This is a genomic window from Leuconostoc sp. UCMA20149, from assembly GCF_030400235.1.
Taxonomy (GTDB): Bacteria; Bacillota; Bacilli; order Lactobacillales; family Lactobacillaceae; genus Leuconostoc; species Leuconostoc pseudomesenteroides.
Genome location: NZ_VJYC01000001.1, coordinates 65,239 through 80,136, shown reverse-complemented (window position 1 = coordinate 80,136; position 14,898 = coordinate 65,239). Strand labels below are relative to the sequence as shown.

The following is a 14,898-nucleotide window of genomic DNA, read 5'->3' as shown; positions in this document are numbered from 1 at the left end:
TTGAAAGTCAGCAATGTCACTAACTCAAGTAATTTTTGGTCTCGTTAACATAATCAGTAATTGCTTTGGGCACATCACTTGGGTTAAGTAAGATAATCTCGTGAAAAAACTGTGATCGATTATAAAATTGTTGCCAACGTGCTTGCGTTTTTGGTGGTGTTTGCGTCACCAAATCTTTACGCCAATTTTTAAGCGTTAACAACATATAGTCGCTGTATAGGGCATGTTGTTTTGCCAATTTTGACAAAACTTCCACCAATCGGCCTGTTTCACCAAATGTCAGCGGGTCCGACAGTTCCCTAAAGCCAGCAAGCATCGCACTCATCAAAAATAATTTGTCTGCTCTTATAAGTTGTGGCATCAAAAATATTTCAGCAGCAGCATTACCAACGTGAGTAAAGGCATGCGCCCAGCCATTTTGACCAATGAAACCACGACCATCCCGCTCTAAAGCAGCATATAAGGCAACCTGGTCAATTAGATCGTCTAATTGACCATCTGACAAAAATGGCTTTTTTGCCCGATTCGCGTATAACAGTAATGACAAAATCATAACGCTAAATGAACGTCGATAAATGCCATCATTGTGTGGTTCCAATATATGACTGAATAATTGCTCATCCGATGACAAGTACTCAGTTAACCACCGAAGCTGTTCTGGCGCTAGTAAATCATTTTGCACCATGTCACTTAAAAAGAAGAAAGCGCCTGTGTCTCTGTACTGTGGCTGCGGATTAGCCAGCTGCTCAGTAATGACATGTAAGTCAGTATCACTGATATGAAAATCAACATGCTGCACATCTGGATCTGCTTCAGCTATAAGATCCAGTTGATGTGTATATTCTTGTATCCTTTGTAAAGCGTACTCACCATCTACTGGTAGTATGACTTCAGTCGACGGTTTAGGGGGCATTTCGCGTAAAGCTTCTGCCATTAAATCACCCAAGGACTGAAAAATATTACCATCCCGGACTTTTTGACGTAACGCAACAAATTCTTGCTTTAATTTTTCGAATTCTGTCATTAGATTGAAAACCCTGTTGATTCAGTAAAAGTTGTATTTTTCTTTTGATAGCTGATAGAAAGTACCAGACCAACACCTATTAAATTACCAATAAGTGATGAGCCACCTTGAGAAATAAAAGGCAATGGAATTCCTGTTAACGGCAATAGCCCAATGCTCATACCAATATTTTCAAAAACATGGAATAACACCAACATCACAACGCCTGTTGCTATATAAGCGTAAAAAGCACTTTGCGCGCGGAAAGTAGCACGAACTAGTAAGTAAATAAGGCCAAAATACAAAGCAATCAAGAACGCACCGCCAATGAATCCAAAGCTTTCACCAATGACTGAAAAAATCATATCGGACTCTCGTACGGGTACGTAAACTTTTAGCGCACCCCACCCATTACCTGTTAATTGTCCTGACCCAATGGCTTTTAAACTTTGATAGGTTTGGTAACCATCACCTGAAGTGTCAGTCGCTGGATGCAACCATGTATCGATACGTGCAAATTGATAACTTTGAAACCCTAACACAGATAAAATTTCTCGTCCTGCAGTTGAAATAACAAGCGTTAACAAAGTAGTTCCCAAAACAACACCAGCAATGATGACAGGCGCCAAAATTCGCCAAGTAACACCAGAAACCAACGTAACACCACCAAATATTGCAATGAAAACAAGTAATGTTCCTAAATCATTTTGTAGGGCGATCAATGCAGCTAAAGGCAAAAATACCAACGCCATTTTCCCTAGTAAAATCCAATCACTCTGCACCGCGTGCGTTGGATAATCACGATTATGCTGTGCCACTACCCTTGCTAGCATTAAAATAAATGCTGGTTTAACAACTTCAGAAGGTTGAAATGAGATCGGCCCAAACACAAACCACGACTTTGCTCCTGTCGCAAGAGCCATCGATCGGTTATAGAATATCAAAACAGCCACCAGCAAAAATACGCCTAATCCATAGGCAATAGGGGCTAATCGCCACAGCTGTGATTCATCAAATCGTAGCAAAAAAACAATAATCAAGCCGCCAATAAACCAAAACCCACCCTGCACAATTACTGCACGAAGCGCTGTTCCAGCGGTTGAACCTTGCATATGCGTAGCTGCTTCAAACAAGGCACTCAAACCAATAATCATAAATAATAGCAAGGCTAAAATAATACCCCAGTCTAATTCTGATCCAGATGTTCGTTTTGAAATTTGTCGTCTTTGCTGCATGATATCTCCAAAATGCTAATCACTTCTTGTTTAACGCTACTTTGTGCTTAACCCCAAGAAGGATGGTATAAGTTATTACACAATTAATATTTCAATCGATTTATGTACAAAAAACGCCGCGAAAAATCACGACGTGCTTTATTTATTGATACAAATTAAAGCTTGCCAGAATCGCTTGTAAAGCCTCATCTTCATCTTTTGCCTGATTAATCACGGCTTGTTTACCGAAATACCCAGCAAACCCGCGTGTCGTTTTCTCAATGTATCCGATTTCTTTACTATCGACTAACACTTGCGTCCGTCCGTCTGTTGCGACAAGATCGACCCCAAAGCTTTGATTTTTTTTACTCATTATAGACCTCGATGTCCTGCCTTCATGTGCTCAAGAAGTGCGCCAGCACCTTTAGCCACGTTATCAAGTGGTGAATCTGACACAACAACTGGCACTTCAAGTGCATCAGATAGCAGTTGATCCATACCATGTAGCAAAGCACCACCACCCGTCAACATAATACCGCGATCAATAATATCAGCTGCTAATTCTGGTGGTAACTTGGCCAATACGGAGTGAGCCGCACGAACAATTTGTTGCAGCGTATCATGCAGTGATTCTTCAACTTCATTTGAGTTAATTGTGATTGTTTTTGGCATGCCTTCAAAATTATCACGACCACGCACTTCCATAGTCAATGGCTCATCAACTTGTAATGCAGATCCGATTTGGATTTTAATGGTTTCGGCTGTGCGTTCACCAACAATCAAGTTGTGACGACGTTTTAAGAAATTGACAATATCAAAATTCATCTTGTCACCGGCCACTCGGATTGATTCAGAGACAACGATATCGCCCAATGACAATACGGCAATATCAGATGTTCCACCACCCATATCAATCACCATTGAACCAATTGGCTTAAAAATATCCAGTCCAGCACCAACTGCCGCGACCTTTGGTTCATACTCCAAATAAACTTTGGCACCACCAGCTTTTTCAGCAGCTTGAATGATGGCCTTACGTTCAATTTCCGTAATGTTAGTTGGCGCACAAATCATGATATTAGGTTTTGACATGAACCCTTTAACATTTAGTTTGTCGACGAAGTAGGTCAACATTGCTTCTGTAACGTCAAAATCAGAAATCACACCATCTTTCAAAGGGCGTACTGCGCGAATATTCCCTGGTGTACGACCCACCATGCGATAAGCTTCTGATCCAACAGCCAATACACGATCAGTTTTGTCATCAACTGCGACAACTGACGGTTCGTTTAAGACGATCCCCTTGCCTTCGACGTAAATCAGAACATTGGCTGTTCCTAAATCAATTCCAATATCTTTTGCCATTTTATTTCTCCAAGATTTTTAGCTTTCGTACTATATTTTTCGTCGTACATAATCCAGTAAATTATACCATAATACCACTTTTTTTGCGGTGGATTCTCTCGTTAATCGGTCATTTCAGAACTGCATCCGGAATTTGCAAGACCCATTGCGTAATTGAAATAAAGAAGCTTGAGAGTAAATAGCCACCAATAATTGCTAGCATGACCTTCAAAAAAGTTGCCTGAACCGGTGTATAAGGCATGAATTTAGCAAAATTAATTGGTCTAATTGCCCAAAAAAAGAAATATATCATGATTAGGGTTAAGCTCAGGTCAAAAATCGGACTCATCTTGTTTCTCCTTAAAATGTTTACCTTGACTAAAAAGCTGTTTTTCAATTCTAATGTATCGCACAACAAATTTATATAAAATATAACCAATCACCCCACCAGTAGTGTTTGTGACCAAATCATTGGCATCAAATAGACGGTTAGAAAGATAAAAAAAAGTACTGATACCTTGAATTGTTTCGATGATTAAGGACGTTAAAAAAATCTTAGGTATAATTTTGAAAATACCACGCCATTTAGGTAAAACTAATGGTGCCAACAATCCCAATGGGATAAATAATGAGATATTGGCTAACATTTGATACCAACTAAAAGCCACGCCCTCAGGGTGAAAGACTGAAAGCCGCCAAAACTCATATTGTCCTAAACCCCCGTATCCTTTAATGACATCAATATATGTGCCAAAAGAGGGCCAGCGATAAAAGGTCAAGGTTAAAAAAGCAACTAAGACGGCGTAACCCGCCAATGCTAGTCGTCCCAAGATATTTTGCCAAGCCAACGCGCCTTCACCTTTGGATTTCAGGAGATAGCGTAGTAGTAAAATAACACTTAAAAACGCTACCACAAGACTAGCATTAACATTTTGCGCTGTGTATTGTTGATTGTTCAAATAAACAGTGTGCATAACTTAATATTATACCATTTGTCGTCCAGCATGACCTTATTTCCAAAATAAAAAGAACCGTTTCAGCAACGATTCTTTCCTTTCTTATTCGGCATTTTCACGACGATAATTCATCAAATCATGCGAAATTTCTGCCGTTGCAGCATAAGCTTTTTTGTAAGCAGCGTGCACCTTTTGATACTTCACAACATTGTCAGCGATTGGTTCATACGTAGCACCAAATGAAATAAAACTTTTAGCAGCATCTTGAACTGTATCAAACCATCCAAGACCAGTCGCTGCAAGCATTGCCGCACCCAATCCAGGTCCTTGCTCATTACGCAATGTTGTAACCTTTTTACTAAAAATATCGGCTTGAATTTGTAACCATAATGGTGATTTAGCGCCACCGCCAATAGCAACCACCGTGTCAAAATCAGCGCCCTCGCGATCATAAATATCAAAGATATCGCGGAATGAGAAAATAATACCTTCCAAAACTGAACGCACAAAATCATATTTCTGATGAGTGCCATCAACACCTAAGAATGCGCCACGAACATCTCCATCTGGATGCGGTGTCCGTTCACCCACAAGATAAGGTGTGAAAATTAAACCGTTAGCGCCAACAGTCGATTGTTCAGCAGAAGCAACAAAATCACTAAAATCTTCATCTTTTGCAAACGTATTTTTAAACCAAGATAATGAATAGCCCGCCGCCAAAGTAACACCCATGGAATAAAATTTATTTGGAATAGCATGATTAAAGAAGTGCAAATCGCCCTTATAATCAACATTTGCATTGTCTTCATACTTCAACACAACACCTGATGTCCCAATTGACGACATCACCATATTTGGCTCTAAAATGCCAGCCCCCACAGCACCCGCAGCGTTATCAGCTGCGCCACCAAAGACTTTGGTGTGCGTATCTAGACCCGAGAAAGTCGCGTATGATTCAGTAATGTTCCCCGCATAACCAATCGATTCAATCACTTCTGGGAAGAATGAAGCCGGTAACTCAAAAACTTCTTGAATTGTTTTTGACCACGTCTTCTTCGCAACGTCAAAAGCTACTGTGCCAGCCGCGTCTGAATACTCCATTTGTAGTTTACCGGTCATGCGATAACGCACATAGTCCTTGGGCAAAACAAAAGTCGTGGCTTGCTTAAAGATTTCTGGTTCATTTTCTTTTACCCAGAGGATTTTTGGTAAGGTAAACCCTTCTAAGGCACGATTGCGTGTAATATCAATAAATTCTTGACCAAGTGTTTCATTGATTTCAGTCACCTGTGCTGTCGTACGCGTATCATTCCAAAGAATCGCTGGACGTAATACTTGATTATTAGCATCTAACAAAACTAAGCCATGCATTTGTCCAGAAAAAGAAATACCATCGATTTCAGAGGGCTTAATGCCATCTTTTAAAATTAAATTAACAATGGCAACCGTTGTCCCATTGACCCAATCTTCCGGATTTTGTTCGGCATACCCAGGTTTTGGATATGAAAGTGGATAATCAAAACTTTGTTGCGCAACGATGTTACCCGTACGATCAACGGCTGATACTTTAACCGCCGACGTGCCAAGATCAACACCTAAAACAACTGATGTCATAGTTAGTACCTCATTCTTCTTTTGTTGTGATAAAAAGGATCGGAACACAACGTCCCGACCCTTGTCCGTGCAAATCTTTTGGTGGAACACGGAAAACTTAAATTATGCACCCAATACTGAGAAAATGTAATTATTCAAAGTTTGCTTAATTTGTTCTTGACGACCAGATTTCAAAGTAACATTGATATCAGCATCTGTCTTGTTTTCAGCATATTCAGCCAAATCCTTCAATGTCAACTTGCCGGCTTCAAAGTCTGCACCAATACCTTCGTCAAATGAAGCATAACGCTCTTTCAAAACATTTTCAATCACTTGATCTTCAATCAACTTAGCTGCTACTTTCAAGCCAGCAGCGTAGATGTCCATACCAGCAATGTGAGCATAGAACAAATCATCCATTTCAAAGCTTTGGCGACGTGGCTTTGAATCAAAGTTCAAACCGCCAGTTGGCAAGCCACCGTTCTTCAAGAATTCGTACATAACCAATGTTGCTTCATAGATGTCGTTAGGGAATTCATCAATATCCCAACCAATCAACTTATCGCCCATATTAGCATCAAGTGATCCCAACAAACCAGCTTCACGTGCAAAACGTACTTCATGTTCGTATGTGTGACCAGCCAAATAAGTGTGGTTACCTTCTAAGTTCAACTTGAATGTGTCTTCCAAACCATAAGTCTTTAAGAAAGCAATTGTTGTTTGGGCATCAAAGTCATATTGATGTTGTGTTGGTTCTTTTGGCTTTGGTTCGATCAAGAATTGCCCTGTGTAGCCAATTTCATTAGCATAGTCTTTAGCTAACTTGAAGAACGCTGCGATATGATCTAATTCACGCTTTGTATCAGTGTTTAACAAGAAATCGTAACCTTCACGGCCGCCCCAGAATACATAACTTTCTGAACCCAAACGCTTAGCAATATCTAATGAATGCTTGATTTGTCCAGCAGCGTATGCAAATACTTCAGCAAATGGTGATGTTGCGCCACCAGCCAAGAAACGCTTGTTAGTGAACAATGACGCTGTGTTCCAAAGTAATTTCTTGCCAGTTTCTTGCATTTTTTGCTCAATCTTGTCGATTACTTTGTCAAGATTTGCATTTGTTTCTGCCAAAGTGTTGCCTTCAGGTGCCAAATCACGATCGTGGAATGCAAAGTATTCAACGCCTGTCTTTTCCAAAAATTCAAACATGTAATCAACTTTAGCCAAAGCCAAAGCCATTGAGCCTTCTTCGCCTTCTTTATCCCAAGGGCGTGTTGCTGTACCTTCACCGAATGGGTCAACCAAACGTTGGTCCATTGTATGCCAGTAAGCAACTGAGAACTTGAGCCATTCGTTCATCTTCTTACCTGCTACAACTTCGTCTGCGTTGTAGTAATGGAAGCCATCTCCAGCTTGCAAAGATTTGTTACCTACGAATTCTACTTTAGGAAAAGAGAATAATTCAGCCATGTTGTTTGTTCCTCCTAGATGATTAAACATCTGTCTTTTAATTGTTTTTTAGTTGGTTGGTTTATACAACCAACTTACATGAATAATTATATATCCTTTCCAAATTCCTTGCAAGCCCTTTCTTATAAATCAAAGAAATATTCGATATATTTAGCCGTTTATAATATTTGTTCTAAACATTTCTGTATTGATATTGACAGTATATTAGAAAAAGATTAGTATTAAACTATCATTTATTGGAGGACGTTAAATATTATGAAATATACAGTTGTAGGTGCGGGTGCAATGGGGCTACGATATGGTATTTTACTACAAGAAAATGCCGGTGTTTCAGTTGACTATGTTGAGCCAACACAAGCAAGCCTAGATAAAATTCGCCAACAGGGTAACAAAGTTTGGAAATCACGTGATCACAAAGATCGTCACGAAATTAAAATTAACATTTTTTCACCTGAAGAATATCAGGGTTCCCCAGATGTTTGGATTTTCTTTATGAAGCAAATGCAATTGCAAGATACACTTGACCGTCTTGCGCCAAAGTTTAAGCCAGGTCAAACAGCACTTGGTGCAATGAATGGTATGGGCCATATCGAAAAACTACAACATTATTTTGATGATGAACACATTATTGGTGGTACGGCTATGATTGCCACTGTCTTGAATGATTACGGCGACGTCGATTTCATGGGTGCTGAAAGTGCCGGCTCATCAGTCTATGCCAATTTGACAGAAAAGCCATCTGAAGTAATGGATCAAGTGCAAAAAGATTTTCAAGCAGCACATTTGAACCCGTCTTACACTGAAAATTTCATGGGAACTCTTTTGACAAAAGTCTTCTTTAACGCAGTGGAGAACTCAATTGCTACAATGTTCCAATCACGCATGGGTCAGTTAATGGCCTATGACGGTTTCTTAGAAGGTATTGCTCGACCATTGGTTAACGAGGCTTACGATGCTGCCGAAGCGGCTGGCATCCAACTCATCGAATCGCGTGACGACATGGTCAAACAAGTTGATTACGTTTCAAATGTCGCTAACCCCTTACATTTTCCATCTATGTATCAAGACTTTGTTAAGGGTCGCCCGACAGAAGTCGACTATATCAACGGCTGGATTGCAGATTTGGCTGACAAAAATGGTACACAAGCGCCTAATCATCATCTGGTCACAAACTTTGTTCATCTTGCGGAAGCTATGCGTAAGTTCACCCCACCAGTCAATAAATTATCACCAGATTATACTGGTGCATAATTGAAAAATATTTTTTTGTAAAAATCCCCAGCAATAACTTCAGTCATTGCTGGGGATTTCATGCTAATGAATTGTAGGTTAGGATTTAAAGAGTTTGAAATTATGCGCATCCGTCAAAGTCACAGTACCATGTTGCATAAAATAATCCGCAATGATATCAGCCACTTCTTCGGTGTCTTCAAAAATAATTTTATCTGGTGAAAACATACTAAAATCGCCGCCACCAATCGCTCGATAAGTTGTCATCCCAACTTTTAATTCATCCTCATCAGCAACACGATGACCATGGTATTGCAAATCAACTAATCTCGAACCAATTGGTTGGCTAATATCAAACGCATAAACTATGCCATACCATATATCATAATTATAATGTTGCGGCTTGGGATATTGATAGTTTGGACTAATGATTACTTTGTCATTCAACACGCTAAAATAACTGGCATATTTTTCTAAGGCTAATTTAAAATCGGATCCCGTTATTTTGAGTATAGCCAACGTTTCAGCGTATGGATAATTAATAGCCACTTCACGTCGCGTTACCTGAGTGTCAAACCCATGTATGGCATCATTGAAGATAGCATTGGCTACAATATCTACCCCTAAACGTTCAGACGCAATGCGATTAATTAATTGAATATATGGATGATTATCTCGTCTTGCCGCAAAAGGATCAGCAAATTTCGCTGATTGGGTAAGATGCCCCAATGGCTTATCTAAATATTGTTCCGTCGCCTGTTGTGCAGTATCAACTGCCGACATCACTTTTTGTTGGGGTACACTTGTTGCTGTCTGAATTAATGATGCATCACTTATTTGATTCTGTAAATCAAGATGGATACACCCCACATCTGAACCGCGATACCCAGGCTGCGTAAAAGGTACGCCATTTACTTTTCCAGCAAGACGACGATGCTGATGACCAGTAATTAAGGCGTCAATGCCAGGCACATCACGCATCAAGGCATAGCCCTGATTTTCACCCCGATCTGTTTCTGTTAGTTCACCGGACAATGGATCACGTTCTAAACCGCCATGATAGGAAACAATTACAACATCAGCCAGTTCTCGGAGTTTTGGTACCCATTTTTTTGCAACGGCAACAGGATCATTAAATAAAATACCGGCAATGTTTGATTGTTGTTCCCAATGTGGAATATATGCCGTTGTCAAACCCAAAATAGCAATTTTAACTCCCTTCCGATGCACAATTTTATAAGGTTTCCCCATGAAAGGAACGCCATTTGCTTTTAATAGGTTAGCATTTATGACGTCTTTGTCGCTTTCAGTCGCCTTTAAATAGTCAACACCAAAATTAAACTCATGATTTCCTAATACTCTGGCATCGAATCCTACCGAATCATAAATTTCTTGATACACAGGTATAAATTGCTGTGCCTTTTGAGCAATGAAGTTCGTCAAAGGAGACCCTTGAATAAAATCACCATTTTCAATCGCAATCACAATTTCATCGTCAGCTTCTTGGAGGCGTGCATTAGAAACGACTTGTGCTGCACGCGAAAAACCAAATGGCTGATGCATATCATCACGCTGCTTGAAATCAGTGGGTGTGACAAATCCGTGGGTATCACTTGTTGATAGTATTGTAATTCGCATGTGATTTCCTTTATACTAGAAGAATATAGAAAAAGATATTTTGGAGATTAGTTGCATGATTATTTCCGTTAAAAACAAACAAATACGGCGCGCGATTCTATTCGTTGTATTAGCAATTTTATTAACGATTTTTGTTAAAATTAATTTTATCATACCGATTGGTATAGATGATGGTATTCGATACTTTATGTCAGCAACGCAAACAGGATTAAATGACATCGTTATGTCGATTTTTTCATTTCTCGGGTCTCCGGTTGTTGATTTAATTTATATTTTTATTTTAGCTGGTGTACTACTTGTGGCTGGCCTTCGAATTCCAGCTATATGGTCTGTGCTGACCATTGTTCTTGGTGAACTTTTAGCTTTCATCGTATGCCAATTAGTAGAACGGAATCGACCAATCGGACATCTACTGAGTGATACGGGTTATTCCTTTCCAAGCCTACACATATTTGGAATTTTTACAGCTATCTTCATTTTATTGCTACTTGTTATACCCAATATAACTTCTCCAAGGAGCCAATTGATTAGTGGATGGGCTATCACTCTCGTAGGACTCATGTCATTATTGTCACGTTTATACTTTAGCGCGAACTATTTAAGTGACACAGTTGCCAGTGTACTATTTGCCTACGCGTGGGTGATTCTAGCCGCTTCTTTGTATTCTCCACTAGCCAAGCGACTCACCAAGATATCAATATTCGAACATGAAGAAATATAAAAAAATCGCTTGCGCGATTTTTTTTTGGGTCTTATAGCCACTTCTTATAATCATCATCATCCAAAGCTTCAACTTCACCAAGTAGATAGCCATTTCCAACACCAGAAAAGAAATCATGGTTAGCTGTTGAGGTTGAAAGTCCGTTCATAACAACGGGATTCACATCATCTGCGCCGTCAGGAAACATTGGTTCTTGACCCAAATTCATTAACGCTTTGTTTGCATTATAACGCAAGAATGTCAAAACTTGTTCTGTCCAACCAATTTCATCGTACAATTCGTGTGTGTACTTTTCTTCATTTTCGTACAATTCATAAAGTAAATTGTACATCCATGTTTGTAGTTCTGTTTGTTCTTCTTCAGATAATTGATTAAATCCAATCTGGAATTTATACCCAATATAAGTGCCATGCACTGACTCATCGCGAATGATTAATTTAATAATTTCAGCGACATTCAACATTTTATTATGTCCCAAGAAGTATAATGGTGTATAAAATCCTGAATAGAATAAGAATGTTTCTAGAAATACAGAAGCAATTTTCTTCTGCAAGGCTGTGCCTGTTTGGTAAATATCGTTAATCCGGTGTGCTTTAAATTGCAAAAATTCGTCGGTATCAGCCCAATCAAAAATTTTCTCAATTTCAGCTTTTTCATTTAGCGTTTCAAAAATGGAAGAGTATGACTTCGCATGAACAGATTCCATAAATTGAATATTGTTTAACACCGCCTCTTCCTTCTGGTTGATAGCATCTAACTTAAGTTGTGCCATACCATCTTGTGACTGAAGCGTATCTAGCGTTGTTAAGCCACCAAACACTAAATTCATCGTTTCACGCTCTTGATCAGACATATTACCACGCCAATGCTTCAAGTCATTGGAAATCGGAATACGTGTATCTAACCAAAATTGTTGGGTTAACTTTTCCCACGTTGCTTTATCCAACTCGTCTTCGATGTTGTTCCAGTTAATTGCTGTGTATGATCCGTTATTAATATGTGCCATTATTGTTCTCCAATATTACGTTTTATTTTATTATATATTATTTCAGCATCAAACACACTACCACGTAACTCGTAAGCAGCAATCATCGGCACATTAAATTTTTTCGCATAACGAATAGCTGTTAAATTGAACTGAACATTGAAATTGCGATTACCTGATCCCACAACGCCTTTTAAATGACGTGCATTATTGCCAAAATCAATATATTCGCCCAACGCGTTAGTAAAAATCTCAGTTACTTCCGGTCCTGTACCGGTTCCACCAGTTAAATACGTTGGTACGAGTGCAAAAAAGGGTTCTGTTTCATTAGCATACTCTGTTTCATCACCAATTAAGCGAGCGTTCAGAGTATCTCCTTGTTCGATAGCAACTTTTTTAAGCTTTTCAACAAATGATTTCGTATTACCTTCTGTTGAGGCATATAATAAATTAATGTGTGTCATTCAACTCTCATCCAGAATTTTTTATCGTTATTGTTTGCTGCGCAACATCTTTTAATTGTTAAATTGAGCAACTTTCGCACTCACTCACACCAGATTCCTGATTATCATCAGTAAATGTTCGAACATAATAAATTGACTTCAAGCCTTTATTAAACGCATAATGACGTAAAATAGTCAAATCACGCGTTGTCATTTTATCTGTACGACCCTTTTTCCATTCATACAAATCATCTGACAATGTTGACCGCATAAAGAATGTTAACGCCATACCTTGATCAATATGCTCTTGCGCAGCCGCGTAAACGTCAATTACTTTTCTCATATCAGTATCATAGGCTGAGATATAATAAGGCATTGTTTCATTGCTCAATCCTGGTGCAGGATAATACACTTTCCCGATCATACCCTCTTGTCGCTCTTCAATACGATTAACAATTGGCAACAAAGAAGCTGTTGTATCATTAACATAGGAAATAGAACCAGTTGGTGCGATCGCATGACGATAAGCATGGTACATGCCATACTTCATCACATTGTCTCGTAATTCAGCCCAATCATGCTTAGTGGGTAAGTGATGCTCTGAAAATGCTTCTTGAACCTTCGCTGTTTTTGGTGTCCAATCTTTTTCTAGGTATGTGTTGAAATAATCACCACTTGCATACGTTGATTGATCAAATTCAAAGAATTGTTCATGACGTTCTTTGGCAATTTTCATAGATGACTTGATTGAGTAATAATTAAGCGTCATAAAGAATGTAGATGTAAAGTCCAATGCCTCTTCGTCACCATAGTACATTTTATTTTGTGCGAAGTAGGCAGCCAAGCCCATGGCACCCAATCCAATCGCATGCTTCTCACGATTACCTAACGCAACAGAAGGCACAACATCTAGGTTTGATGAATCAGAGACAAAAGTCAGTGCACGCACCATTGTGTCAACAGATTCCTCAAAATTATCAGTCTGCATCATGTTAACAATATTGATTGAACCCAAGTTACAACTGATGTCTGATCCAAGCTTTGTATATTGCTGCTCATTGTTCAAATCTGATGGCGTTTGGACCTGCAAGATTTCTGAACACAAATTTGAAGACACTATCTTCCCTTTAACTGGATTGGTTTTATTTGCAGTATCAAGATTAATAATATAAGGGTAACCTGATTCTTGCTGCAGCTTAGAGATTTCTTCTTCTAGCATACGAGGGTCAATGCGGTATTTACGAATCGCTTCATTAGCGACCATATTATCGTATTCACCTGTAATATCAACATAGTTGAATGGCACACCATAGACTTTTTCAATGTCTTCTGGGCTAAAAAGATACATCGGTTGATTTTCTTTAACTAGTTCATAAAACTTATCTGGGACAGTTAAGCCAAGTGACAAGGTCTTAACACGAATTTTTTCATCCGCATTTTCTTTTTTAGTTGACAAAAATGCCAAAATATCGGGATGAAAGACTGATAAATAAACAACCCCGGCGCCTTGTCGTGCACCAACCTGTGATGAAAAAGTAAAGGAATCTTCAAGTAATTTCATGATTGGTACAACGCCGCCCGCAGCATTTGCAATGCCCATTACTGGTGCACCAGCTTCGCGAACGTTAGAAACATTAATGCCAACGCCACCACCCATTTTTGATAATTGTAGTGCAGAGTTTATTGTTCGGCCAATTGAGTTCATATCGTCTGATGTTTGTATCACAAAACATGACACCAATTCACCACGACGCGCACGTCCTGCATTTAAAAAGGAAGGTGTTGCCGGTTGATATCGTTGGTGAATCATTTCATCAGCCAATCGTAATGCTAAAGCTTCATTGCCATCCGCGTAGTACAATGCATTCATAGCGACACGATCAACATAGGTTTCCACATAGTGTTCCCCATCGTTAGTTTTCAAGGCATATTGATTATAGAATTTAAAGGCAGCCATAAATGACTTGAAGTTAAAATGCACACTGTCAAGGTAGGCATATAGTTCTTCAATAAAAGGCATTCGATATTTTTCAATAAAACTACGCTCCAAAAAATCATTGTCAAAAAGCCACTCAAATCTTTGTGACAACGAGTCAAATTTAAGTACATTTGGCCACACATTCTCAGTTAAAAATGCATCAAGCGCCTCCTGATCCTTTTCAATTTGAATTTGGTTGTTCTTTGGGATGTTGATTTGATTGTTTAAATCAAAGTAAGTAACTTTATCAATATCTAATGTCTTCAATGGCATAACGCTATCCTCTTTTTTTGTTTCATATTTTTACTGCTTATTTTACAAAA

General features: G+C 39.0%; 14 protein-coding genes. 2 read left to right on the top strand and 12 right to left on the bottom strand.

The genetic code is table 11. The annotated features are described in order from the left end of the window. Positions 1 to 19: 19 nt before the first annotated feature. From FF105_RS00525 to xylA, 8 genes are all read right to left on the bottom strand, one after another. On the bottom strand, positions 20 to 1,024 hold the full coding sequence (locus FF105_RS00525; protein ID WP_010279723.1) for a DUF2785 domain-containing protein: 1,005 nt from the start codon (positions 1,022 to 1,024) through the stop codon (positions 20 to 22). Next, positions 1,024 to 2,238 carry an FtsW/RodA/SpoVE family cell cycle protein gene (locus FF105_RS00520; protein ID WP_010279725.1) on the bottom strand — a complete coding sequence of 405 codons (1,215 nt, stop codon included), beginning with the start codon at positions 2,236 to 2,238 and terminating at the stop codon, positions 1,024 to 1,026. Before FF105_RS00520 ends, FF105_RS00525 begins: the two co-directional genes overlap by 1 nt. 142 nt (positions 2,239 to 2,380) lie before the next feature. Further along, positions 2,381 to 2,590 carry a DUF2969 family protein gene (locus tag FF105_RS00515; protein WP_139967847.1) on the bottom strand — a complete coding sequence of 70 codons (210 nt, stop codon included), beginning with the start codon at positions 2,588 to 2,590 and terminating at the stop codon, positions 2,381 to 2,383. Continuing rightward, on the bottom strand, positions 2,590 to 3,582 hold the full coding sequence (locus tag FF105_RS00510) for a rod shape-determining protein (RefSeq protein WP_010279731.1): 993 nt from the start codon (positions 3,580 to 3,582) through the stop codon (positions 2,590 to 2,592). The genes FF105_RS00515 and FF105_RS00510 overlap by 1 nt, the downstream gene beginning before the upstream one ends. 109 nt (positions 3,583 to 3,691) lie before the next feature. Beyond that, positions 3,692 to 3,910, bottom strand: a complete 219-nt coding sequence (locus FF105_RS00505) for a DUF1146 domain-containing protein (RefSeq protein WP_010279735.1) — start codon at positions 3,908 to 3,910, stop codon at positions 3,692 to 3,694. Beyond that, a complete protein-coding gene (locus FF105_RS00500; protein ID WP_228934779.1) occupies positions 3,894 to 4,520 on the bottom strand; it encodes a VanZ family protein in 627 nt (208 codons plus the stop codon). The genes FF105_RS00505 and FF105_RS00500 overlap by 17 nt, the downstream gene beginning before the upstream one ends. 99 nt (positions 4,521 to 4,619) lie before the next feature. Beyond that, positions 4,620 to 6,131, bottom strand: a complete 1,512-nt coding sequence (gene xylB / locus FF105_RS00495) for a xylulokinase (RefSeq protein WP_010279744.1) — start codon at positions 6,129 to 6,131, stop codon at positions 4,620 to 4,622. A 102-nt stretch (positions 6,132 to 6,233) separates the two neighbouring features. Then, positions 6,234 to 7,580: a xylose isomerase gene (gene xylA / locus FF105_RS00490; protein ID WP_290045921.1), complete on the bottom strand. Its 1,347-nt coding sequence runs from the start codon at positions 7,578 to 7,580 to the stop codon at positions 6,234 to 6,236. 255 nt (positions 7,581 to 7,835) lie between these two features. Between xylA and FF105_RS00485 the strand changes: the two genes are divergently transcribed. Continuing rightward, positions 7,836 to 8,831: a ketopantoate reductase family protein gene (locus FF105_RS00485; protein ID WP_010279751.1), complete on the top strand. Its 996-nt coding sequence runs from the start codon at positions 7,836 to 7,838 to the stop codon at positions 8,829 to 8,831. Between the two features lie 78 nt (positions 8,832 to 8,909). Here FF105_RS00485 and FF105_RS00480 read toward each other — a convergent pair whose 3' ends face one another. Then, positions 8,910 to 10,448, bottom strand: a complete 1,539-nt coding sequence (locus tag FF105_RS00480) for a bifunctional metallophosphatase/5'-nucleotidase (protein ID WP_010279755.1) — start codon at positions 10,446 to 10,448, stop codon at positions 8,910 to 8,912. Between the two features lie 55 nt (positions 10,449 to 10,503). Here FF105_RS00480 and FF105_RS00475 point away from each other — a divergent pair, with 55 nt between their 5' ends. Further along, complete coding sequence (locus FF105_RS00475) at positions 10,504 to 11,169, top strand: phosphatase PAP2 family protein (protein WP_010279758.1); 666 nt, start codon at positions 10,504 to 10,506, stop codon at positions 11,167 to 11,169. Between the two features lie 31 nt (positions 11,170 to 11,200). Here FF105_RS00475 and nrdF read toward each other — a convergent pair whose 3' ends face one another. Genes nrdF through nrdE form a run of 3 tightly spaced genes read right to left on the bottom strand, consistent with a single transcriptional unit; the run spans position 11,201 to position 14,848 of the window. Continuing rightward, positions 11,201 to 12,175 carry a class 1b ribonucleoside-diphosphate reductase subunit beta gene (gene nrdF / locus FF105_RS00470; protein ID WP_010279337.1) on the bottom strand — a complete coding sequence of 325 codons (975 nt, stop codon included), beginning with the start codon at positions 12,173 to 12,175 and terminating at the stop codon, positions 11,201 to 11,203. Continuing rightward, complete coding sequence (locus FF105_RS00465) at positions 12,175 to 12,618, bottom strand: class Ib ribonucleoside-diphosphate reductase assembly flavoprotein NrdI (RefSeq protein WP_010279338.1); 444 nt, start codon at positions 12,616 to 12,618, stop codon at positions 12,175 to 12,177. The genes nrdF and FF105_RS00465 overlap by 1 nt, the downstream gene beginning before the upstream one ends. 58 nt (positions 12,619 to 12,676) lie before the next feature. Then, positions 12,677 to 14,848 carry a class 1b ribonucleoside-diphosphate reductase subunit alpha gene (gene nrdE / locus FF105_RS00460; RefSeq protein ID WP_010279340.1) on the bottom strand — a complete coding sequence of 724 codons (2,172 nt, stop codon included), beginning with the start codon at positions 14,846 to 14,848 and terminating at the stop codon, positions 12,677 to 12,679. Between the last annotated feature and the right edge of the window lie 50 nt (positions 14,849 to 14,898).

Coding starts and splice junctions, on each gene's coding strand:
- FF105_RS00525 (WP_010279723.1), bottom strand. CDS start 1,024: ATGACAGAATTCGAAAAATTAAAGCAAGAATTTGTTGCGTTACGTCAA.
- FF105_RS00520 (WP_010279725.1), bottom strand. CDS start 2,238: ATGCAGCAAAGACGACAAATTTCAAAACGAACATCTGGATCAGAATTA.
- FF105_RS00515 (WP_139967847.1), bottom strand. CDS start 2,590: ATGAGTAAAAAAAATCAAAGCTTTGGGGTCGATCTTGTCGCAACAGAC.
- FF105_RS00510 (WP_010279731.1), bottom strand. CDS start 3,582: ATGGCAAAAGATATTGGAATTGATTTAGGAACAGCCAATGTTCTGATT.
- FF105_RS00505 (WP_010279735.1), bottom strand. CDS start 3,910: ATGAGTCCGATTTTTGACCTGAGCTTAACCCTAATCATGATATATTTC.
- xylB (WP_010279744.1), bottom strand. CDS start 6,131: ATGACATCAGTTGTTTTAGGTGTTGATCTTGGCACGTCGGCGGTTAAA.
- xylA (WP_290045921.1), bottom strand. CDS start 7,580: ATGGCTGAATTATTCTCTTTTCCTAAAGTAGAATTCGTAGGTAACAAA.
- FF105_RS00485 (WP_010279751.1), top strand. CDS start 7,836: ATGAAATATACAGTTGTAGGTGCGGGTGCAATGGGGCTACGATATGGT.
- FF105_RS00480 (WP_010279755.1), bottom strand. CDS start 10,448: ATGCGAATTACAATACTATCAACAAGTGATACCCACGGATTTGTCACA.
- FF105_RS00475 (WP_010279758.1), top strand. CDS start 10,504: ATGATTATTTCCGTTAAAAACAAACAAATACGGCGCGCGATTCTATTC.
- nrdF (WP_010279337.1), bottom strand. CDS start 12,175: ATGGCACATATTAATAACGGATCATACACAGCAATTAACTGGAACAAC.
- FF105_RS00465 (WP_010279338.1), bottom strand. CDS start 12,618: ATGACACACATTAATTTATTATATGCCTCAACAGAAGGTAATACGAAA.
- nrdE (WP_010279340.1), bottom strand. CDS start 14,848: ATGCCATTGAAGACATTAGATATTGATAAAGTTACTTACTTTGATTTA.